18 protein-coding genes and 1 other RNA gene are annotated in these 20,402 nt (G+C 55.2%); 16 read left to right on the top strand and 3 right to left on the bottom strand.

Annotated elements, in window-relative coordinates:
• The first annotated feature begins 227 nt into the window (after positions 1-227).
• Positions 228-1,460, top strand: coding sequence for a porin (locus tag O2597_RS13310; protein WP_269525626.1), 1,233 nt, complete (start codon positions 228-230; stop codon positions 1,458-1,460).
• Between the two features lie 213 nt (positions 1,461-1,673).
• Here O2597_RS13310 and O2597_RS13305 read toward each other — a convergent pair whose 3' ends face one another.
• Entirely contained in the window at positions 1,674-2,492 is an 819-nt protein-coding gene (locus O2597_RS13305; protein ID WP_269525624.1) for a phosphate ABC transporter substrate-binding protein, read from the bottom strand.
• A 166-nt stretch (positions 2,493-2,658) separates the two neighbouring features.
• On the opposite strand from O2597_RS13305, the gene O2597_RS13300 reads away from it, so the two are divergent.
• The 10 genes from O2597_RS13300 to O2597_RS13255 all read left to right on the top strand — a co-directional run bounded on the left by O2597_RS13300 (position 2,659) and on the right by O2597_RS13255 (position 10,772).
• Positions 2,659-3,816, top strand: a complete 1,158-nt coding sequence (locus tag O2597_RS13300) for a hypothetical protein (RefSeq protein ID WP_269525622.1) — start codon at positions 2,659-2,661, stop codon at positions 3,814-3,816.
• 52 nt (positions 3,817-3,868) lie between these two features.
• Positions 3,869-4,252, top strand: an RNA gene (gene rnpB, locus O2597_RS13295) — RNase P RNA component class A.
• 128 nt (positions 4,253-4,380) lie between these two features.
• The gene (gene rpsT, locus O2597_RS13290; RefSeq protein WP_269525620.1) at positions 4,381-4,638 is read left to right on the top strand and encodes a 30S ribosomal protein S20; all 258 of its coding nucleotides are present in this window, start codon (positions 4,381-4,383) and stop codon (positions 4,636-4,638) included.
• A gap of 74 nt (positions 4,639-4,712) precedes the next feature.
• Positions 4,713-5,531, top strand: coding sequence for a pseudouridine synthase (locus O2597_RS13285; protein WP_269525619.1), 819 nt, complete (start codon positions 4,713-4,715; stop codon positions 5,529-5,531).
• A 75-nt stretch (positions 5,532-5,606) separates the two neighbouring features.
• Entirely contained in the window at positions 5,607-5,702 is a 96-nt protein-coding gene (locus tag O2597_RS13280; RefSeq protein ID WP_110132168.1) for an AURKAIP1/COX24 domain-containing protein, read from the top strand.
• A 349-nt stretch (positions 5,703-6,051) separates the two neighbouring features.
• Positions 6,052-7,107: a hypothetical protein gene (locus O2597_RS13275; RefSeq protein ID WP_269525617.1), complete on the top strand. Its 1,056-nt coding sequence runs from the start codon at positions 6,052-6,054 to the stop codon at positions 7,105-7,107.
• Positions 7,094-7,741, top strand: coding sequence for a hypothetical protein (locus O2597_RS13270; RefSeq protein ID WP_269525616.1), 648 nt, complete (start codon positions 7,094-7,096; stop codon positions 7,739-7,741). Before O2597_RS13275 ends, O2597_RS13270 begins: the two co-directional genes overlap by 14 nt.
• Positions 7,738-8,325, top strand: coding sequence for a GspMb/PilO family protein (locus O2597_RS13265; RefSeq protein WP_269525614.1), 588 nt, complete (start codon positions 7,738-7,740; stop codon positions 8,323-8,325). Before O2597_RS13270 ends, O2597_RS13265 begins: the two co-directional genes overlap by 4 nt.
• Positions 8,322-8,909 (top strand): hypothetical protein, encoded by a 588-nt coding sequence (locus O2597_RS13260; RefSeq protein ID WP_269525612.1) that lies wholly within the window; start codon positions 8,322-8,324, stop codon positions 8,907-8,909. Before O2597_RS13265 ends, O2597_RS13260 begins: the two co-directional genes overlap by 4 nt.
• A 72-nt stretch (positions 8,910-8,981) precedes the next feature.
• Positions 8,982-10,772 (top strand): type II secretion system protein GspD, encoded by a 1,791-nt coding sequence (locus tag O2597_RS13255; protein WP_269525610.1) that lies wholly within the window; start codon positions 8,982-8,984, stop codon positions 10,770-10,772.
• Between the two features lie 595 nt (positions 10,773-11,367).
• Here the strand turns inward: O2597_RS13255 and O2597_RS13250 are convergent.
• Entirely contained in the window at positions 11,368-12,129 is a 762-nt protein-coding gene (locus O2597_RS13250) for a hypothetical protein (RefSeq protein WP_269525608.1), read from the bottom strand.
• Positions 12,130-12,184: 55 nt separating this feature from the next.
• On the opposite strand from O2597_RS13250, the gene O2597_RS13245 reads away from it, so the two are divergent.
• Positions 12,185-13,123, top strand: a complete 939-nt coding sequence (locus tag O2597_RS13245) for a rhomboid family intramembrane serine protease (protein ID WP_269525606.1) — start codon at positions 12,185-12,187, stop codon at positions 13,121-13,123.
• A gap of 48 nt (positions 13,124-13,171) precedes the next feature.
• Positions 13,172-14,158, top strand: coding sequence for a KpsF/GutQ family sugar-phosphate isomerase (locus O2597_RS13240; RefSeq protein WP_269525604.1), 987 nt, complete (start codon positions 13,172-13,174; stop codon positions 14,156-14,158).
• A gap of 9 nt (positions 14,159-14,167) precedes the next feature.
• Here O2597_RS13240 and O2597_RS13235 read toward each other — a convergent pair whose 3' ends face one another.
• Positions 14,168-15,049: an LOG family protein gene (locus tag O2597_RS13235; protein ID WP_269525602.1), complete on the bottom strand. Its 882-nt coding sequence runs from the start codon at positions 15,047-15,049 to the stop codon at positions 14,168-14,170.
• A gap of 145 nt (positions 15,050-15,194) precedes the next feature.
• On the opposite strand from O2597_RS13235, the gene smc reads away from it, so the two are divergent.
• From smc to O2597_RS13220, 3 genes are all read left to right on the top strand, one after another.
• Entirely contained in the window at positions 15,195-18,923 is a 3,729-nt protein-coding gene (gene smc, locus O2597_RS13230; RefSeq protein WP_269525600.1) for a chromosome segregation protein SMC, read from the top strand.
• Positions 18,924-19,007: 84 nt separating this feature from the next.
• Entirely contained in the window at positions 19,008-19,373 is a 366-nt protein-coding gene (locus O2597_RS13225; RefSeq protein WP_269525598.1) for a nucleotide pyrophosphohydrolase, read from the top strand.
• Between the two features lie 373 nt (positions 19,374-19,746).
• A complete protein-coding gene (locus tag O2597_RS13220) occupies positions 19,747-20,235 on the top strand; it encodes a SixA phosphatase family protein (protein WP_269525596.1) in 489 nt (162 codons plus the stop codon).
• The last annotated feature ends 167 nt before the right edge of the window (positions 20,236-20,402 follow it).

Here is a 20,402-nt window from a genome sequence, read left to right as displayed (position 1 = left end):
TTGTTTTTTCGTGCTGGGGTTGCTTGCGCGCGGCTGGTGGCGGTCTCGAATGTGTCTTTTTGTCGACGAAGTTCACCTGGCTGTTTCGTAGGTGACTTATAGGGGTAACAAAACAGGCAAAAATGTAACAGTTCACACGTATGTAACATAAACGAGATTATAGCGTAACATTGCTGCCGTATGCTGTGTCGGTCGCCAGCGCGACACAGACTTACATACGACAAACTATGAAAACACGTAACATTACCAAGACTGCTGCCCTGTTTGCTGCCATGATGGCCTCGACCGGTTTCGCAGTTTCCAATGACGCTCTTCTGGACCTGCTGGTTCAGAAAGGCGTGATTTCCCAGGATGAGGCGAGCCAGGTCGCCAAGGAACTTGAAGCCGAGCGTCCGGTCATGGTGACCGCGAAAAGCAAGGCGGTCAAAGACCTCAAGCTGACCGGTCGTCTCCATATGCAGTACGATAATATCAGCAATGACGACAATCGTGACTCGCAAAACGGTTTCTACTTCCGTCGCATTTATCTCGGTGCCGAGGCCAAGTTTGCGAACGACTGGTACGGCAGCATCGTGGGGAACTTCGGAGGCAAGGACGATAGTATCAACGTCGACAAGGCTGTGGTCGGGTGGAAGTACGATCCGAAGGCTGAGTTCGAAGTGGGTTACACCAAGGTTCCTTTCGGCTTCTATGAGACCACCTCGTCTTCCAAGATCAAGACCGTTGAACGTTCCATCGCGAACCGCTATTTCGCGGAAGAAGACGGCCTTCGTTTTGCTTCCCGCTATACGGGTGTCTTTGTGGACGGTGATCTCGGTGCCGGCTTCAGCTATGACGCCGCCTTGGTTACGGCGGATGCCAGTAATGCGCGTGACGATGATCTAGTCGGCTACGAAAATGGTCTGGGTGCCTTTGGTCGCCTTGAGTGGAAGAGCGAGAAGACCGACATGGGCCAACTGCTCGTAGGCCTTGATCTGGGCTACAAGCAGGACGGTTCCTACTTCGTGGATGATTCCAGCAACGAAGGTACGGGCGGCGTCGGTATGGGCGATCTGTTCGGATATGGCCTGCACGCCAATTACAGTGTCGGCAACTTCAATCTTAGCGGCGAATTCCTGGGCGCAACGGTCGAGGACGTCGCTGGTGAAGACGTTGATGTGTTTGGTGTGACAGTAATCCCGTCCTACAAGATCACGGACAAGTGGGAGCTGGTTGCCGCCTTTTCGACCATCGATACGGATGGTGCCGATCTGTTGGATGCGGATGATCTGGTCCGCCGCTCCAACACCGGCAAGGGCTATGACGAAGGGACTTCCTACTACATCGGTTTCAACTACTACATCATCGGCAACGACTTGAAGCTGAGTGGTGGTTACGAGCGTGCCTCTTTCGAGAGTGCCAATGGCTCAAGCGAAGTCGAGATCGACGCATTCCGTCTGCGTCTGCAGGCCTTGTTCTAGGCCAGGTCTTAGATTTGTTTGGTACGAAGCCCGGCGGCAACGCCGGGCTTTTTATTTTGCGGCCTCCACCTGGAATCAATCGTGAGGCACCCTTTCTAAACGCGGTGCCATCAGGAGCAAACAACGCGTCCAAACTCCTCCTCTGTGCGCAAGCGAGGGCCTGTCGCCGGACGCAGATTCCGGAATTCGGCGATGGCGTTGAGAAATGGCCGCTTAGTAGATCGGTAGGAACTGGACTTCCGAGACCACTGCCTGCCCCTCCGGACTGAGTGTATAGCCGATGAAGTCATTGGCTGCCGGGGAAAGGGGCTTGGTGCTGTCTATGATGAAATTCAGTGTCCGGGCCAGCGGATACTCCTTTTCGCCGGGGCGGACCCCTTCGATCGGGATGATCTTTAAGCCGGGCGTCTGGGCGTAAGCCAGGCCGACATAACCGATGCCCTTTGCATTGCTGGCGACTTCGGATGCGATTTGTTCGTTTCCTGCCATTTTTCGGGTGTTGTCGCCATAGTCGCGCGAGGACATCGCGACCTGTTGAAGGATGCTGTAGGTTCCGGAGGCCGTATTGCGTGTGTAGGCCGAGATCTCACCGGTAAATTCGGGAGTGATGGTCGACCAGTCGGTCACATCTCCGGAGTAAATCATTTCGAGTTCCTCGAGGCTGATCGATTCGATCGGGTTGGCTGCATTGACGACAATGGCGATGGCATCGTGGGCCACCGTGATGGTGCGTAATTCGGCACCTTTTGCGCTGGCGCGGGCTTTTTCACGGCTACTGGGGGCTTTGGAGGACATCCCGATTTCGGCCTTGCCCTCCATGACAGATGCGAGCGCGGTGGCGGAGCCTTCCGAAGAAATTTCAAAGGCGACCGGGGTGTGACGTGCCTCCATTTTCGCGCGAAAGTTTTCTGCCAGGAGGACGACGAGTTTGGCCCCGATGGTGTCTGAACCCATGATGACGATGGTTTCGGCCCCTGCGGTGCGGAATAGGCAAGTGAGCAGGGCTATGGCGATGAAGGACTTACGTAGCATTTCGGGGATTTTTCTGGAGATGAAAAGTTCGATCAGAGCTTGTATTGGGAGAAAAGGACAGGAATTGCGAGACGTAAGGGGAGCGAATTGTTGGCCTTGAATGCTTTTTCGTGCTTGGCGGGCTGTTCGGATTGCTATTTGTCCAAAGGCTTTCCCGATTTCTGCTATGTCTGAGCTATTCATGATTTGTGGTTTCCTTTTGGCGGCTTACGCCATTGTGGCAAACGATTCGATTCAAACTTTAGGGACCTTTATTGCTTCGAACACCAAGCGTCCGTGGTGGTGGCTTTGGATCTGGATCACCGGTATTATGATTGTTACGGTGACCTGGGGCTGGGTGGCCAATGGGGGCGATCCGGCATTCGGTCGTCTTTCAGCCGAAGGGAAGGTGGTGCCGCACCCCTTTCAGTATAGCGGTGTCTTTACCTGGCTTTTCGTCCTGCCGCCTCTGATTCTTGTCTTTTTGACGCGTTTAGGAATACCGGTCAGCACCTCATTGCTGGTGTTGACTGCGTTCAAGGGCTTGGTGGCCCAGCAGCAGGGCAAGGATCCCAGTTCCGCGGTGGATCTCTTTACCTCGATGATGAAGAAGTCGCTCGTGGGCTACGCCATCGCATTTGCGATCGGCCTCCTGATCTTCTATGCGGTGCTTTATCTCGTAGAACGCAGAATTAAGGCGGAAGGGGACCACCACAACGAACTGCACCCGGCATGGATGTGTTTCCAATGGCTCTCTACCGGGTTCCTCTGGTCGATGTGGCTGGTGCAGGACTTGGCGAATATCTTTGTATATTTGCCGCGTGAGGTCAGCTGGTGGGGCTTGGCCTTGGCCCTCGGGTCGATGTCGCTGATGCAGGCTTATATCTTCCGCGAGAAGGGCGGGAAGATCCAAAAGGTGGTGACCAAGAAGACCAATACGCTCGACGTCCGCTCCGCGACCTTCATCGACCTGCATTATGGTCTGGTGCTGCTCTTTTTCAAGGTGGACTACATTCCGAAACTATTTGCAAAGTTGAACATGGATATTCCCTGGCCTGAGAAGATGCCGATGAGCACCACTTGGGTTTTCCTCGGCCTTTTGGCGGGGCGTGAGGTGGGTCTGGCCCTTCGCATGCGACACCGCAGTAAGAAGAAGGTGACCAATCTGATCTTCAGTGACGCGGGCAAGGCTTTCTTCGGTTCATCGATCGCGGTCCTTCTTGCTCTCTTCCTTCCGATTATTTCGCATATTTCGGGGAACGATGAGCCGGTCGTGGATGTGCCTTCCCTTGAGGAAGCGGCTACGCCCCCGGCTGAGGCGCCGGCGGCGCCTGTTGTCGAGTAGCGGATTCGCCGCTTGATTTTCCCACTCAAGCCTGCAGGCTGGTGGGGTCGATCCCGGCATGCGGGCGTCCGCTTGCCAGTTTTCTGGTGAGAGGAAAGTCCGGACATCGCAGGGCAGGATTCCCCGTGAAAGCGGGGGCATGGCAGGGTAACCGGTCATGACGGATAGTGTCACAGAAAATATACCGCCCCGAGCGAGTCGAGGGGTAAGGGTGAAAAGGGGAGGTAAGAGCTCACCGCTTCAGAGGTAACAATGAAGGCAGGATAAACCCAATCCGGTGCAAGGCAAAATAGGGAATCGGGCGGCCCGTCCTATGATTCCGGGTATGCCGCATTCCGCATCGCGGAAACTTCGCTCCGGCGAGGTAGATGAATGGGCGCACAGCCGGTCGCTTGCGACTGGCGGACAAAATCCGGCTTACAGCATGCCGGGATCGACACTTGCCGGCTCTCGTGGTCCGGAGCCTGTTTTTCGTTGCGTCCGGCGAACACGAATCGAGCGTTTTTCGGCCTTGACAGGGGGGGGCTCGCTCACCACTTTCCCGCCTCTTAAACATTTTCTGATATGGCTAATTGTAAATCCGCACTCAAATATATCCGTAAAACGGAGACTCGTACACTTCGCAACCGCCAGGTGAAGAGCCGCCTGAAGACCCTTGCCAAGAAGGTTGACGCAGCTGTGGCTGCCGGTGACAAGGATGCGCTCGGCAATGCTTCGCGCCTTTACATCTCCGCTTTGGACAAGGCCGGCAAGGCCGGTCTGGTGCACGCGAACAAGGTTGCACGTCACAAGGCTCGTTGCGCCCAGCTTCTGGCCAAGTAGAATTTTTCTACCCCACCCACTATGCCCTCGGTTTCGCTTGTCGAACCGGGGGTGTTTTGTTTTTACCTGCGGATATGGGACGTAGCAAATCAAGTAATGCGATCGGCTTTCCGCCGCCTTATCTCGGAGACCAGCCTCTGCGTCTGGAGGTGCTGGCTGAAACCGATGATTGGATTGCGCTGGATAAACCGGCCGGCGTTGCGATTCGTCAGCATCCCTGGAATGCCGGCGTGCCTGACATGGACTCCGCCTTGAATGCGCAGCTTGCATCCGGAAAGCCGGAATTGCTTCGTCGGAACGCTTCAGCCTTCGGTTCGGTTTATTATCTCGATCCCGAGGCGAGTGGGGTCGCGCTTTTCGGTAAAACCCGTGAGGCCGTTGGTACCTTGCGTAATTGCTTTGGTTCGCAGGAGATGCATTTCGTCTTTTACTGCATTGCCGGTGCAGCCGACGGGGGGGAGTGTGAGCTGCTCTGCGAGGCGCCGCTCTTGCCGCATCGGGTTAAGCCAAAGATGATCCCTTCCTCGGCGAAAGGAAAGAAGGCTTGGACACGCTTTACACTTGTCGGGGAGGGCGCTTCGGGCCTGTGTCTCTGGCGTGCGGAATGTGACTTTCTCCGACCGCATCAAATCCGCGCCCACGCGGCGACTTTGGGATTTCCCCTCCTCGGGGATGCCCTTTACGGCGGGGGGAGTGCTCCCAGCTTGAGAGATTTGAAGCCGAAGCAGCGGGGGCCGGGATTGGCAGGCTCTGCATTTGAGGGGCTGGCGCTGCATTTGGCGCTCCTGGAACCTGTCGATGGCGATTGTCTTCGGGCCCAGGTGCCGTCTTCTCTGGGCGTGTTCTTGAGGTTGTTGGGGCTGGAGCCGGAGCTGGCGGGAGGAGGTAAATAAAGAAAACGCTTTACATGGCTCCCCAATTTTGTCTTTCTCCGCCACTTTCCACTCTTTAATCGCACAAATACTGTAATGGGTAACCTTAAAAAGAAGCGTCGTCTCAAGATGAACAAGCACAAGCGTCGTAAGCGCTTGAAGTCGAATCGTCACAAGAAGCGGACTTGGTAAAGTCCCGCACTTGGGAGAGGTATTCCACCTACAATTTTCAAACGGCCCCGAAATGGGGCCGTTTTTTTTGCGCTGAAGATGGCGAAGGGACTGGATCCGCATTTCTACGTTAAACTTCGTAGAGTCTTTATTGGGGGGCTGGGTCTAGCTATGAGGTAAATGCCCCTGAATATTTGTAAATATCTTTTTATTAAAGGCTTTAGGTGATTAGTTTGGGCTTTTCGGCTTGCCCAGCTAAATGGGTGAGTTCAAAGATTGTCCCTGTGTTAGACTTAACCTGCTCTCTTGTGTACATACCGACGGGCCGTGGTTCCGGAAGCACTCTAATCTATCGCGCTGAATAATCGATATGCTGACTCCCAAGACGAAAGGTCTATACGTGGATGCGTCTGAGTTCGCCATTCTGGCAGCCAGGACCTCCGGTTATAAACTTCCGATTGAAATCGAGGAAATTGCCGAATTCCCGCTCAAGGATGGGCAGGATCCGGATGAAGTTCGTGCTTTCCTTGAAGAACTGGTCGAATTTAAGAACGCCTCTTATTATGTTTCCCGTTGCGGTGTCTACCCCGATAACCGTTTTGTCCGGTTCTTTGAGGCTGAGACGGTGAATAAAGCCAAGGATCCCAAGTATCTCTCCGAAGTGCTGAAATCAGAGTTCAGCGTGAATGCGGACGAGAACAGCATCTCGATTCTGGATGCGCGTGACGGCTCGGATTTTGATTTTCAGAAGAGCCTCAGTAAGAAGCTGGTCTTCTGCGGCGGGCCGACCGTTGCCTTCCAAAAGGAGCAGGATAAACTGCTCAGCTACGGTGTCTATCCCGGCCGTTTGGAACTCTCCACCATTACGACCTTGGGCGGCGTTTGCGATTATGCCCGCTTTAATAGCATCAAGGCACCGATCCTTAGCTTCGAGCTGACCTCGAAGAGTGCCAATATTTTTATTCAGAACCAGGGGCAAGTTGAGGTCGCCCGGCCTCTGCCTTTCGGCCTCGATAGCATTTATCCGATGTTGCAGCGTGAGCTTGGTCTCAAGGACGAGGCTTCGGCGCGAAAGCTGTTTTTCTCCAACACCTTTGATTTCGCGGAAATGGGTCCGAAACTGCTGCGGCGCATGACCAAGGAGTTGCAGGCGACGGCCGGATTCTATGAAGTGCAGACCGGCCAGACTATCGAAAAGGTATTTCTTGGCATGCTTCCCAAAAACCTGAGTTGGGTGGCCAAGACTGTTTCGGATTCGCTGGGCTTGGAGATTATGCAGCCGGACCTCGGCGCCTGGTTGGACAGCCTGAAGGTCAAGGTTTCGGATAAAGTCGAACTTTCGAGTCTGGGAGGCCGCTGGATGGGCCTGTTCAGCCTCATGGGGGAATTTCACTTAAGGGAGGAAGTTGCCAGTGAGCAGGAATAAAAAAGATATTCAACCGTACTGGCGGCCGAATTTCAATATCCCGTCCACCTTGCCGGATATCAAGGTGATCCGGACCGGATTCATCGTTAATTCCATCGCGATTGGTGTGGCGCTGATTGCCGCGGTCCTTCTTTTGCAGAAGGAATACAAGGCCTACTCGCTGGGCGCGACGATCCAGGAGCTGCAGCAGCAGATCACGGTGGCTGAAGCGGACGACAATTTACATTTGAAGACGAGTCAGCGCTTTCGGGATGCCGCTAATTATGTCATCGAGGTGGATACCTTCTATTCTGCGCCCTGGTTGGCACACGAGTTTGTGGCGGATCTGCTCACGCTCAGGCCGAAGGATCTGATCTTTACCCGCTTGGCGTTGTCCGAGCAGGTCGTGAAGCAGAAGAATAAGAATATCGTGGAATGCCGGATCACGATTTCCGGTGAAGTCCGCGAACTGCCCGTACTCGATGAGTTTAAGAATGCCTTGCAGGAAGCGGAATTCCTGAACCAAGCGGAGTATACCCGTGAAATCAGTGAATCGCTTGAATCCAAGAATCTGAAGACGGGGATCTTCCCCTATCGCCTGACCATCGTGCTGACACCAAGCGCAGCAAAGCCTGTGAAGAAGGGAGGAGCATGAAGCCCAAGGACATTATAGATCTTATCAAGCAGTATCCACTCGCAGTGGTATGTGTGATCGTGGCATTGATCAGTGCCGTGACCTACTACCTGCGTGGCGATATTTTGGGAGAACTGACTACGACTGAGACGGAATTGACGTCACGTCTGCGGGTCATCGACGAGAATTCAAAGAATTCGAAAGGTCTGGAAGCGGATGCGAAGTCCTTGGAGGAAAAGGTCGAACTCATTGAGTCCCGTCTTTTTCAACAGGACGAGCGCGCGATTAATACCAATTTCTTCTATTCCTTCGAGGATGATGTCGATGTGGTCATTTCGAATGTGAACCAGTTGCCCGGAGAAGATCCTGTTTTCGCTCCGAAAGGGCCGCATGCTTTGAAATTGCATGGTACCCTTGTTTACGAGATCACGGTGAACGGCAGCTTTCCTCAATTGGCAAAGTTACTGTATGCGCTCAATGCGGCGGATCCGTTTATCCGTGTGTCGGATCTGCAAATGGCCCAGTCGGGCAAGAGTTTGACCCAGCTTGACGCAAAGATCCGAGTCGTCGTTCTGGCTGAAAAGAGGGAAGGAGGTAAATCATGATCAACTTGCGCATCGTGTTCACCGCGGTGATGGGCTTCTGTTTGGTGCAGGCGCTGCCGGCTAAGTCCTCGCTCAAGTTAACCGGAGGGAAGGGGATGGTTTTGAAGATCCAGAACCGGGAAGAGGTGCTGGAGGCGACTGACCGCTATTTATCCAAGGCGGATTCGCGTTTTCTCAGTGTGGTTGAAAATATGGAGAATCCATTTTCGTTTGAACAGCAACCGGAGGAAGCGGTCGTTGGGGTGGCTACATCCGATGACGGGCTGGTTGACGTTCCGGCGACCCCGGTTGTCTATGATGACGCCAGCATACTCAAGGCGATTGGAATCAGCCTGGCTAAGCAGGTCCGGGGGACCATGGCCCGCGGCTCGACCCGCTACATGCAGTTGCAAGGGGGGGGCTTACTCCGGATGGGCTCGTCATTTCCTGCGAAACTTCCGGACCTTCCCGGTCAGGAATTCAATGTCACGATTCTCGAGGTGACCACCGAAGGATTCAAGATAGGGATGAAAGAGCTGGCCGAGACCATTCCGTTTGCCACCAGTTCCAACAGTAATTCCAGCATTTCTTTGTCTAACGAATAAAATAATAATACATAACTCTAACTAAACAATAAACCGAACAAATCGCTTAAATTTAACCCAAGCTCACTGTCTATGAAAAAGAACAAAGTCATATTCGCGCTGCTGGCTCTGCCCATCATTGCCCGGGCGCAGGCAGCAGATCCGGCGACTGAGGATATGAATGTATCCGATGTGGTCGTGGTCGAAGAAATCGCAGCCGTCGATAGCACGGCCAGCCCGGCTTCGGATGTCGCAGTCGTTGTCGAAACATCCGATCCTGTTGTCGTCGAAATCCCGGAACTGCCGATCGAAGGGGCCGCTCTTGCGAGCGAGCCGGAAATCGCCGAAGTCACCACGGCCTTGCCGAGTGATTCCGATATTGTCCTGGAGCTGCCGGACGCTGCAACCAGTGGTGGTGAAGCGGTCATGGCTGAAGAAGAGAAGATCTCCGTCGACTTCCTCGAGGAAGACGTCCGTATCATCCTGCGTAATGTGGCGGATCTCTTTGATCTCAACCTTGTGATTCCAGAGACCCTGCAGGGCCGCTCGACGGTGAAGCTTCGCAACATCACCTGGCGCCAGGTCTTTGAAGTTGTTCTGGAGCCTTTCGGCTACACTTACGTTGAAGACCGCAATATCATCCTGATCAAGAGTATCGAAGAACTGACCACTGAGCCGGTGGACACCCGCGTGTTTGTCGTGAATTACGCGCAGGCCAAGGATCTGCAAGGTTCCATCGCACCGTTGGTCGATGCTGCCGCTGGTGGACGTATTCAGGTCGATGTGCGGAGTAACGCGCTGATCATTACCGAGCGTCCTTCCCGTATGAACAAGATCCAAGATATCATTGATCGTCTGGATACGGCCACCGAGCAGGTGATGATCGAGTCCAAGTTTGTTGAAGTGACGGATACGGATTCCAAAGATCTGGGGATCAACTGGAGTTCGCTTCAGGATTTCACCCTTCAGGCTGCCAGCGACTTGACCTCTGAAGACGGTAGCTTGGGTGGCATTACCCGGCAAATTGTACGTGAAGGAGGCGAAACGATCTTGCGTGCCGACACGGCTGTTCTCTCTGCCGATGCCTTCCAAGCGGTTGTGAGCGCTTTGGACTCGAAGAATAATGTGGAGCTGGTCTCCAATCCGACGGTTGTTACGCTGAACAATACGCAAGCCAAGATTGCGATCGGGCAACGCTATCCGATTCCGAAATACACCTTCAATGCTGAGACCGGCACCCGCCAGTTGGATGATATCGAATTCGAAGATATCGGCATCAACCTTGATGTGACGCCTCAGGTGAACAGTGCCGGTTTCATTAACATGAAGATTATTCCGGAAGTTTCCAGTACGGAGGAGTTCGCCTTGATCGAAGGGACGCAGATTCCGATCATCGATAGTCGTCGTACTGAAACCTCGATTGTCATCAAGGATGGATACACCCTGGCAATTGGTGGCCTGACCGAGAATACCATCTCCAAGGAGTCCTCGCGTGTTCCTTTCATTGGGGATGTGCCGGGTATTGGTCGTTTGTTCCGCAGCGATTCTGATTCGATCCGTCAGCGTAACCTGATTATCTTTATCACCGCCAAGACCTTGAATCCGGACGGTTCGACATACAAGGATGTCATTGATCCGCGTATGATTGAGCAAATGGATATCCTGCCGAGCGAGATTCCCGGCTACAAGGTGCCGGCCACTGAGTTGCAGAAGATCGACGAATTGACGTCCATTAAGGAAAAAGAACTTCGTGAAGAGGAAGCCAAGCGCTTGAGCACGACGATCCAAGCGATTGAGGATGCCAAATACCGCAAGCAACTCTTGGAAGAGCGCAAAGCACTTGAAGAAGATGGTGGCAAGCGCAGCTCCTACGATCGTCTCTAAGGCCAGACCTTAACATTTGTGCAAGAAGCGCGGTTCCTTTCCGGAATCGCGCTTTTTTTGTGTATCGTCGATGAGCGGGTATGTATGACATTCCGTTTGAAGTTGAGTGTGACTGACACCCCTCCACCGCTTTGATAAGCTGAGGACAGGCCGTTTTACGGTCCTTTGGGATCATTCGGGATTCATCATGTTTGGCTCTTCCCCTTTTACCAGCACGGGAGGGCGATTGTCCCGAATCGCCGTGCGACCGAGTGCTGCAAAACTTCCATAAGTTTTCGAAGTGGTATTACCGAACCGCAGAAGCAACGAGCATGAGCATAAGGCCGGTTTGTCAAATCGGAGCGGTTTGTTTCATCCGTGCCATTCACGATGAACCCGAATGGCACGGACTTAAGGCAATGATCCGTAGTGGCGACTTCAGTCGCCAGCAAGTCGACGCACCTGCAGGACGTAATATGGCAGCTAAAGCAGCCACTACCGCCCAAAGCCTCTATAGGCCCAAATATTCAATTCCCCTCATTAAGTCCGTGCCATTCACGATGAACCCAAAAAAAGCCCGGCGTTGCCGCCGGGCTTTGAAAGAGTGCCAATCAGGTTATTTGTTGAAGAGTCCCTTGATGCTCTCGCTTGCCTTGTTGACGGCATCACCTGCGGCGTCACCCAGCGCTTTGGTGGTGCTTTCGGTGCTAATGCCGCTTTCCGCGATGGCGGGGCCGATATTGGCGAGGACCTGGGTCAGAATGAGATTGGTTGCCTGGGCCAGAGTGACGGATTGATCGCCTTCGCCGATATCAGTCATCTCGATACGGGGAAGTGTCACGGTTTGGCCGACGCCGAGTGCACCGACGTAAACGGTGCATTCGTCGATCACGAGCTGTTTGATCACGACCTTTTTGGAAGCCCCGTCACTTTCGGTAGCGGTCTCCTCCGAGGGGGCGGTCTCAGAGGAACCGCCGGTGAAGTCCTCAATATTCTTGAGCAGATCTTTCACGTTCGAGCCCATGAGCTTCTTTTCATAACTCATTTCAGGTTTATTGATGATGATCTTGTTGATCACAATCTTGTCGCTGAACACGGTTCCTTTATCGATTTCGACTTCGATTTCCCCGAGCGCGAAGATGTTTTCACTCTGATAGCCTTCGGGATTGCCAATGTAAAGTCCGGTCAGCTTGCCGTTACCGGAGAGGACGGATAGATTGACGGCATCGAGCCGGACGGTCGTTTGAGTCACGCGAGGGCCGTAAGTCTCAACCCCGTTCTTAATCCCCGAATTCAGGGCACTCGAGCCGAAGAAATAGATGGCAGCTACGCCTGCAACGGCCAGCAGCACAAGAATGAGCAGAATTTTCTTTATCATAATATATTGGGTTAAAGGTTTATCTCTGAACCTAACTGCTTAATTTGATGAAAAGATGTCGACTTGCAAAGAAAAGGCGAAATTCGAGCTGTCGGTTCCGGCCGGGTTGGACGTACCGGAGGGCTTCGTTCCAGTCGAATTGTACACGGACCGGTCAGTGGCCGCGGATGCCGGCTTGGCGGTTTTGGCGATGGGTGAGGCCTATTGGCTGATCCTGCATGAGGAGAACTATATCCTATGCGTGCGCGAGAAGGCCATTACCGCTGTTCGGCAGGAACTGGATGCTGTGTCGGGCATGCGCTTACGGCACCCGCAGCGTTCCCGTTTCGTCTATGAGGATTTCGAGGTCGGCTACACTTCCTTCATCCTTTACGGCTTGGTCCTGATTGCGCTCTTCATTGCGCAACAGGGTCTGCCTCTGGTGGACCGGGGGGCGGGAGATGCCGTGGCGATCATCCGCGCACATGAGTATTGGCGGATCGTAACCGCGCTGGGCTTGCACGGCGATCTGGTGCATCTCGTCTCCAACCTTGTGGCCGGTATGGGCTTTGCCTTTTTTGTCGCACGTTTCTTTGGGGCAGCTGCCGGCTGGCTGTTGATTTTTATTTCAGGCGTTCTGGGCAACGGTTTGAATGCCTGGGTTTACTACCCGGAGGCACACCTGTCGATTGGCGCTTCGACCGCCATTTTCGGGGCACTCGGACTTTTAACCGGGGTGGGGGTTCGGGCGGCCCTCTCGGAGCCGGATCGTCGGCTCAATATGCCGCTCTGGTTTGTACCGGTCTTTGGTGGGTTAACCTTGCTCGGACTGCTGGGAATGGGGGATTACCGGGTGGATGTGGCCGCGCATATTAGCGGATTCTTTTGTGGGGGGCTCATCGGTTTTGTCGCTGCCTTTTTTCAATCCTTTTTTCGTCGGGTCCAGGGCTTTGCCTGGTTGAGCGGGGCGCTGGTTCTGGGCACATTCGCGATTGCCTGGTGCTTTGCTATCTAGGTGGCAAATAGCTTTACCTTCGGAGGCGGGCATTGTAGCTCATACAGGATGACGGACACGAACCCCAACCATGTTGCTGTAGGCAAGCAAGCCATGCACGCAGAAGCGGTCGCGATTCAAATCGCGGCCGACCGCCTGGATGCTGCCTTCGATAAGGCCGTAGAGTTGATCCTGAGGTCAAAGAGCAAGCTCGTGATTTGTGGTATCGGCAAGTCCGGCCATATCGGCTCGAAATTGGCCGCAACTTTCTCCAGCTCAGGAATCCCCTCGGTTTTCCTTCATGCCGCGGAAGCGATTCATGGGGACCTTGGGGTGTACCAACCGGGCGACCCGACCATTGTGCTCTCTAAAAGTGGCAGTACCGCCGAGGTTCTGCGGCTGATGCCCATGTTCCGGAAGTTTGAATCGCCTGTGATTGCCATCGTGGGCAATACCGAATCACCCATTGCGGAGAAGGCAGATGTCGTGCTCGACGCGAGTGTCGAGAAGGAGGCGGACCCCCTGAACCTGATGCCGACTTCGAGTTCGACGGTCAGCCTGGCCATGGGAGATGCGTTGGCGGCAGCCCTGGTCAAAGCCCGCGATTTCACGGCAGAGGAATTTGCCACCTTCCATCCCGGCGGCCAACTCGGGCGCAACCTGCTCATGACCGTGGGGGAGGTGATGCACCCCGCGCCCAAGGTCGCCTGTGCCCCGGAAACCGCAAGCTTGCGCGAAGTCGTGATCGCGATGACCCGCTATCCCTTGGGGGCTGCCTGTGTTGTGAATGAAGAGGGCAAACTGCTTGGTTTAGTGACTGACGGAGACATCCGGCGCTTGCTTTCCAGTGAGGACGATATTTTGGGCAAGGCGGTTGGTAACTGTATGACCCGCAACCCGATTTCCGCGCAATCCGCCATGTCACTCGGCGAAGCGCTTCGCATTATGGAAGACCGCCCGTCGCAGATCTCGGTCTTGCCGGTGGTGGAGGAAGCCAGTGGACGCTTGGAGGGACTGCTGCGTCTGCACGATGCCTATCAGCCCAGCTTTTCCTAGCGCAGGCGGCTAGGGCCTGTGCCGCCTCAGCAAGCTTTCCGGTTTGTCGATGAAGTGTTTGGAGAGCTCCTCGATCAGGTAGTCGCGGGCGTCCTCCACTGAATCGATGATGTGGAAGAGGGCCGGATCTTCCGGTGAAATGGTGCCCCATTTCACCATTGCGTCGAAATCAATCACGTCATTCCAGAACTCGCGTCCGTAGAGAAGAACCGGAGGCCTGTTCTCGATCTTGTTGGTTTGGATCAAGGTGAGTGTTTCGAAGAGCTCGTCCATTGTGCCGAAACCGCCGGGGAAGGCGACCAGTGCCTTGGCCATCGAGACGAACCAGAACTTCCGCACGAAGAAATAATGGAACTCAAACTGTAGCTCCTCCGGAATGTATTCGTTGACGCGCTGCTCGAACGGGAGGCTGATTCCGAGGCCGATCGATTTGCCTCCGGCCATTTGAGCCCCTTTGTTGGCGGCTTCCATGATCCCGGGGCCGCCTCCGGAGCAGATGGTGAAGCGCTTGCCGTGGTCTTCCGGCAGGCTCATGGACCACTCGGTCATGAGTCGGGACAGCTCGACCGCATCGTCGTAGTAAGGCGACATGCGCAGATTCGCTTCGGCTATGTGGAGGGCGCGCTTTTCTGCCGGGGTCGGGTGCGACGGGTCCGCAATCCGGGCCTTCACCTTCTCCAGTTCCCGGCGGGCACGCTCGGGGGGGAGCGTGCGGGCCGAACCAAAGAGCACGATGGTGTCGTCAATATTCTCTTCTGCGAAGCGCAGGCTCGGTTCCGTGAATTCGCACAGTACGCGGATACTGCGGGCGGCATCACTATTCAGGAAATCCAGATTTTTATAGGCTTTGAGGGGCCATTCGTCGCGGGAGCAATCTCTTGGGAGGGTCATGGTAATGATCAGAAATAGTTATATGAGTGCTACGCTATATAAACAGCAGCGATTGGCAACTGTTCCGCCCCTGTGTTTTTGGGTTGCGAGGCTGCGGGGGGACGCTTCTCTTAGACGTTTTTCTCCCTCCGCCGCCTAGACAAGCATGTATCTCAAACAGATCGAAATTAGTGGTTTTAAAAGTTTTGCTGATCGGACTCGCTTGGACTTGCGCAAAGGGATCACTGCCGTGGTGGGGCCGAACGGCTGTGGGAAAAGTAACATTGTCGATGCGATTCGCTGGGTTCTAGGGGAGCAAAGTGCGAAGGCGCTGCGTGGATCCTCGATGCAGGATGTCATTTTCGAGGGTACGGACAAGCGAAAGGCCCTGCCGACCTGCGAGGTCTCCCTGACCTTCACCGACTGTGAAGCGGATCTGGGGACCGCTTTCAATGAGGTGGAGATTTCCCGCCGGGTGACCCGGGACGGAGGTAGTGACTACTATATCAACGGCAAAGTCTCCCGCTTGAAAGACATTCAGCGCCTCTTTGCCAACACGGGGGTGGGACGTGTGTCCTATTCCTTCATGCTGCAGGGGCAGATCGACCAAATTCTTTCGACCAATCCGGCCGAGCGGCGTACGATTTTTGAAGAAGCGGCGGGCATCACCTTATACAAGGCCCAGCGCAAGGAAGCGTTGAACAAGCTGTCCCTTGTGGATGCCAACCTGGCTCGTGTGACCGACGTGATTGAAGAGGTGAGCCGCCAGATCGGGTCCCTGAAGCGTCAGGCCAGCAAGGCCTTACGTTATCAGCGTATCAAGCACCGGCTGACCCACCTTGACCTGGCCTACTCCTCGCACCGCTACTCCGAACTGAAGTCCGGGATCGATGAATTGTCGGCCAAGGCGGTCGAGCTCCGCAAGAAGGTCGAGGTTCAGAATGAAGGCCTGTCGACGGACGAGGCGATCCTTGCGGAAAAGAAGGGCGCGCGTGGCGAGCTCTTCGAGACCATGCAGGAGTTGCAGCAGCGTGTTTACAACCTGCGTTCCGAAAAGGAGAATGCCGATAATCAGGCCGAGTTTGCGGATATCCGTTCGAGGGACCTGATGGGGCGGATCGAGGAGTACAAGAAAGAGATCGCCGAGTTGGACGCGCAGCAGAAAGCCCTGGCCGAGCGCGCCGAAAATGAGAGTGAGAACAAGCAGATGCAGCTCGGTGTGGTGGACGATTCCGACCGCATCTTTCGTGACCGCAGTGCCGAACTGGTACGTTCGCAGGAGGAACTCGGCGAGATGGAGGCACGTTTGCAGGAGCGCCGTCAGGCGGTCTTGCAGGCGGAGAACCGGATCAACCGTGCCCGCTCCCGCTGCACTACCCTTGAAGTCGAGCTCAAGACCTATCAGGTGAAGCACGCTTCGCTCAACGAGGCGATTTTGACCCTGAAGCAGGAAGTCGAAGTCCTGGAGCGCGGTTTGGTCGAAATTCAGCACCTGCTGGAAAAGCGCCGCGAAGAGCAGGCCTCCAGCGAGTCCGCTCTCGAGCAAGCCAGGCAGGAGTCCAGTAGCACGCTGGTCGCGTTCCGTTCCAAGCAGGAGCAGATCCAGGAACAGGACCGGAACGTGGCGCGGAAGACGGCGCAACTCAATGTCCTGGAAAACCTGCAAGCCAAGTTTGAAGGCTTCGGGGAAGGCGCGAAAGCTATTCTGGGCGGCAAGCTCGGCGAGACTGCGGGCGAGGCCAATGTCACGATTCTCTCGAAGGAATTCAAGGTGGCGGCAGCCTATACCGGCGCCTTGGAGACCCTGTTGGGCTCGGCGATTGACGCGCTTTATGTGGGCAATTCCGGCAAGACGCTGGCCATTGTACGCAAGCTTGAAGCGGAACTGCTGGGGCGAGCCTGCCTGCAAATTGACACTTTAGGTTCCGGTTTCAGTCCCGCGTCCAACTTGCCGAACGGCTTGGTTCCGGCCAATTCCGTGGTCGAGGCCCGGGATGCCGACTTGGCCGATCCCGTCAAGAGACTGCTTGGGGGCTGCTATTTTGCCGAGGATTTGGCCTCGTTTGTCGAATACTGGGAAGGCAATCCCGGATTTAATTTCCTTTATGTTGCGACGAAAAACGGAGAGCTCATCGACTGCCGCGGGCTGATCTACGGCGGTCGCGAGTCCGGCAAAAAATCCTCCAGTGTGCTTGAGCGTGAAGCGGAGATCCGCCAATTGCGTGCCGAGATCGATACCGGGCGCAAGGAATTGAATGCACTGCGTGAGCAGGCCGCGGAGTTGGATGATAAGCGCAATGCTGCCGAAGCGGCGGTGGAAGAGCAGCGCCAGCGGCTCTCCGAGCTCTCCGGCGAGGTTTCCGGGCTGATGGCCGAAGAGCGCAACCAGGAGCAGAAAATCGAGCACAACGCGCGTTCCCGTCAAAGCAGCGAGGATGAGCTGGAAAAATTGGACCTCCAGCATGCGGACTCGGTGCAGGAGCTTGAAGAAGCCCAGCAGGAGCTTTCGGCTGCGGAAGAGGGACTGGCCGCCGAGCGTCAGAGCAACACGGACTTGGAAGATGCGATCGCCCATGCCCGTGAAATCCGCGACCAGAAGCGCGAGGCCTTGGCCGATGTACGGCTGGAACTGGCCGAGAAGAAGCAGCGCCTCGAAAGTGTGGACCGGATCCTGAGTGAAGTGCAGCGGGAGACCGCCAGCATTCAGGACCGTGTGCTACGCCGTAATCAGGAGATTGACACCGTCAACGAGCAGATTGCCGGCTTTGAGCAGACCGCCGTGATGGAACGGGAGAAAAGCGAGGAGCTCGCCCATACGCTTCAGGTGGCGACCGATCAGCTCGATCAGGATCGTGCCAAGCTAAAGGATATGGACCTCTCCATTGCCGAGATTGACAATAGCCTGGGGGGCCGCCGCGGAGAGGCCAAGACCCACGAGCAGGAACTGAACAAGTTGGAGGTCAAGCTGGCCGAGTCCCGCTCGCAGCTTGGTTTCGTCGAGTCCGCCGCGGAGGGGGATTACCAGGTGCATCTCGGTGAGGTGGACTGGAAGGCCGAACTCTGGGAAGCCAATCTCGAGTTTGAGAAACGCGTCAACCTCGACGATCTCGACGATCCCGACAAGATTGCAGCCCAGCCCAAGCATGAGCGCCGGGACCCGAACGAAGAAGAACTGGCCGAAATGGACGGCACCGACTGGTCCTCTGTAGAGCAGGAAGTGTCCGAGTTGAAGGGGCGTATTGCCAACATGGGGCCGGTGAACCTGGATGCCATCAGCGAATATGCGGACCTCAAGGAGCGCTTCGACTTCCTCAAGGGGCAAAGCGAGGACCTCTGGAACTCAAAGAACGCCTTGATCCAGACGATCGACGAGATCAACGAGACCTCCCAGAATCTGTTCCGCGACACCTTCGAGCAGGTGAAGAAGAATTTCGCGTTCACCTACGAGAAGATCTCCGGTGGTGGCTCGTCCGATCTGGAGCTGATTGACGCGGAGGATCCGCTGGAGTCGGGGATCGAGATCATCGCCCGTCCTCCGGGAACCCGCCTTAAGAGCGTGACTCTGCTCTCCGGTGGCCAGCGGACCATGGCCGCGGTGGCGCTCCTGTTTGCGATCTACATGGTCAAGCCGAGTCCCTTCTGTGTGCTCGACGAGATCGATGCGGCGCTCGACGATGCCAATATCGGCCGATTCTGCGATACCCTGCACGGGTTCACGGAGAAGTCCCAGTTCCTCATTATTACCCACAACAAGCGTACCATTTCGAATGCGGATACCGTCTTTGGGGTGACCATGCCCGAAAAGGGAGTCTCCAAGCTGCTCTCCATGCGCTTCAACAAGGATACGAACCGTCCGGAGTTGGCTGCCGTCGGTGATTCCAGCCAGCCTTTCTAAGACTTTTGGGGGTGGCTTCGGTGCTCCTTTGCTTTCAGGCAGCGAGGTTTTGCCTTTTCCTCTTTATTCCCAACTGTTGTGCCCATGAGCGACTCAGAAACGCGGGTAGAAGACTTGAAGGCGAAGGTTCTGGCATTCGCGCGCGAGCGTGACTGGGAGCAGTTCCACGCCCCGAAAAACCTCTCTATGGCGATTGCGGCCGAGGCGGCCGAACTGATGGAACACTTTCTCTGGCAATCCTCCGAGCAGTCCCGTACGGATCTGTCGAATCCGGAATTGCGCGGCAAGGTGGAGGAGGAACTGGCGGATATCCTGATGTACGCCCTTGAGTTCGCCAATGTTACCGGAATCGACCTTTCGGAATGCATTGAACGTAAAATGCGTCGCAATGCCGAAAAATATCCAATCGAAAAGGCGCGCGGGCGAAGTTCTAAATATACTGAATTGTAGAGACTTGCGGATTCGATTGGGGCGGAGCTCGAACTTTTTACACAAAATCTTCGGCATTTTTGAACGTTCTGCGCACCCCTGCGTCTATAACTACATATTTCGAAAGTGTTTAAGTTTGTTGTTTGTGATACGCCGCTTTTTTCAAGCGGCGTATTTTTTTTGCCCGGATCGGGCCGCTGGCGGGTGCTTGCTAACGAAAAGAAAGAAAATTTCCGACAACTTTGAACGTTTTGCCTGCAGGCCCGTCTATTACATCAGATTCACTTCATTGTGTAATTAGTTTGTTGTTTGTTGGAGAGCGCCGCTTTGCTTGCAAGGCGGCGTTTCTTTTAGTCTAAGTTGTATCGGTTCGACTGCCATGGAGCTATTCTAGATGAAAGTCTATCTACTCAGACACGCCAAAGCCGTTCCCGGCTTTCCTGATGCCAGCCGCTGCCTAGCCGAAAGGGGGCGCGCTCAGGCTCTGGCGATGGGCCGGTTTTTCAAAGGAAAAGCCAGCTTTGCGCCTCGCGTACTCTGGCACAGCCCACTGGCGCGTGCCGTCGAGACCGCAGAGCTCTTCCTTGAAGCTTGGGGCAGTGCGGTGAGTGAAACCGGGGAGATGGAAGCCCTGGAGCCGGAAATGGACCCTCAACCCGTGATCGACGCATTGGAGCGCTGCACCTCGGATATCCTCATCGTCGGGCACAACCCCAATCTCGAAATCCTGGCTTCGCAGCTCCTTTGTGAGGAACGCTGCCGCAGTCGTATCTGCCTGAAAACCGGAAGCATGATCTGCCTCGAATGGGCGCCGGTCTCCAACTACGGTCAATTCGGTCCCTGTATCCTGCGCTGGATGATGGACCCGCGCCTACTGGCCTGAGCTTGGCACTATTCGTTTTCTGAGCTGGGCCGCTGTATCAAGCCCGGATCAGCCACCGCGTAGCGGATTGCCCTGAGCCTTGTCGAAGCGGTGGAGGGGTTCTGGTCAAGGCGTTCCTGGTTTCCCCTCCTTCGCGACTATGAATTTTTAATAGGGAGCATCGCTCC

The organism is Coraliomargarita parva (genome assembly GCF_027257905.1).
In the GTDB taxonomy this organism is placed as follows: domain Bacteria; phylum Verrucomicrobiota; class Verrucomicrobiia; order Opitutales; family Coraliomargaritaceae; genus Coraliomargarita_A; species Coraliomargarita_A parva.
This window is presented reverse-complemented; position numbering and strand designations above follow the sequence as displayed.

Bases quoted from the DNA above. Each gene is read 5' to 3' on its own strand.
- O2597_RS13285 (WP_269525619.1), top strand. From the start codon at position 4,713: ATGGGACGTAGCAAATCAAGTAATGCGATCGGCTTTCCGCCGCCTTAT.
- O2597_RS13240 (WP_269525604.1), top strand. From the start codon at position 13,172: ATGACGGACACGAACCCCAACCATGTTGCTGTAGGCAAGCAAGCCATG.
- O2597_RS13220 (WP_269525596.1), top strand. From the start codon at position 19,747: ATGAAAGTCTATCTACTCAGACACGCCAAAGCCGTTCCCGGCTTTCCT.
- smc (WP_269525600.1), top strand. From the start codon at position 15,195: ATGTATCTCAAACAGATCGAAATTAGTGGTTTTAAAAGTTTTGCTGAT.
- O2597_RS13300 (WP_269525622.1), top strand. From the start codon at position 2,659: ATGTCTGAGCTATTCATGATTTGTGGTTTCCTTTTGGCGGCTTACGCC.
- O2597_RS13280 (WP_110132168.1), top strand. From the start codon at position 5,607: ATGGGTAACCTTAAAAAGAAGCGTCGTCTCAAGATGAACAAGCACAAG.
- O2597_RS13275 (WP_269525617.1), top strand. From the start codon at position 6,052: ATGCTGACTCCCAAGACGAAAGGTCTATACGTGGATGCGTCTGAGTTC.
- O2597_RS13305 (WP_269525624.1), bottom strand. From the start codon at position 2,492: ATGCTACGTAAGTCCTTCATCGCCATAGCCCTGCTCACTTGCCTATTC.
- O2597_RS13225 (WP_269525598.1), top strand. From the start codon at position 19,008: ATGAGCGACTCAGAAACGCGGGTAGAAGACTTGAAGGCGAAGGTTCTG.
- O2597_RS13310 (WP_269525626.1), top strand. From the start codon at position 228: ATGAAAACACGTAACATTACCAAGACTGCTGCCCTGTTTGCTGCCATG.
- rpsT (WP_269525620.1), top strand. From the start codon at position 4,381: ATGGCTAATTGTAAATCCGCACTCAAATATATCCGTAAAACGGAGACT.
- O2597_RS13255 (WP_269525610.1), top strand. From the start codon at position 8,982: ATGAAAAAGAACAAAGTCATATTCGCGCTGCTGGCTCTGCCCATCATT.
- O2597_RS13265 (WP_269525614.1), top strand. From the start codon at position 7,738: ATGAAGCCCAAGGACATTATAGATCTTATCAAGCAGTATCCACTCGCA.
- O2597_RS13250 (WP_269525608.1), bottom strand. From the start codon at position 12,129: ATGATAAAGAAAATTCTGCTCATTCTTGTGCTGCTGGCCGTTGCAGGC.
- O2597_RS13235 (WP_269525602.1), bottom strand. From the start codon at position 15,049: ATGACCCTCCCAAGAGATTGCTCCCGCGACGAATGGCCCCTCAAAGCC.
- O2597_RS13260 (WP_269525612.1), top strand. From the start codon at position 8,322: ATGATCAACTTGCGCATCGTGTTCACCGCGGTGATGGGCTTCTGTTTG.
- O2597_RS13245 (WP_269525606.1), top strand. From the start codon at position 12,185: ATGTCGACTTGCAAAGAAAAGGCGAAATTCGAGCTGTCGGTTCCGGCC.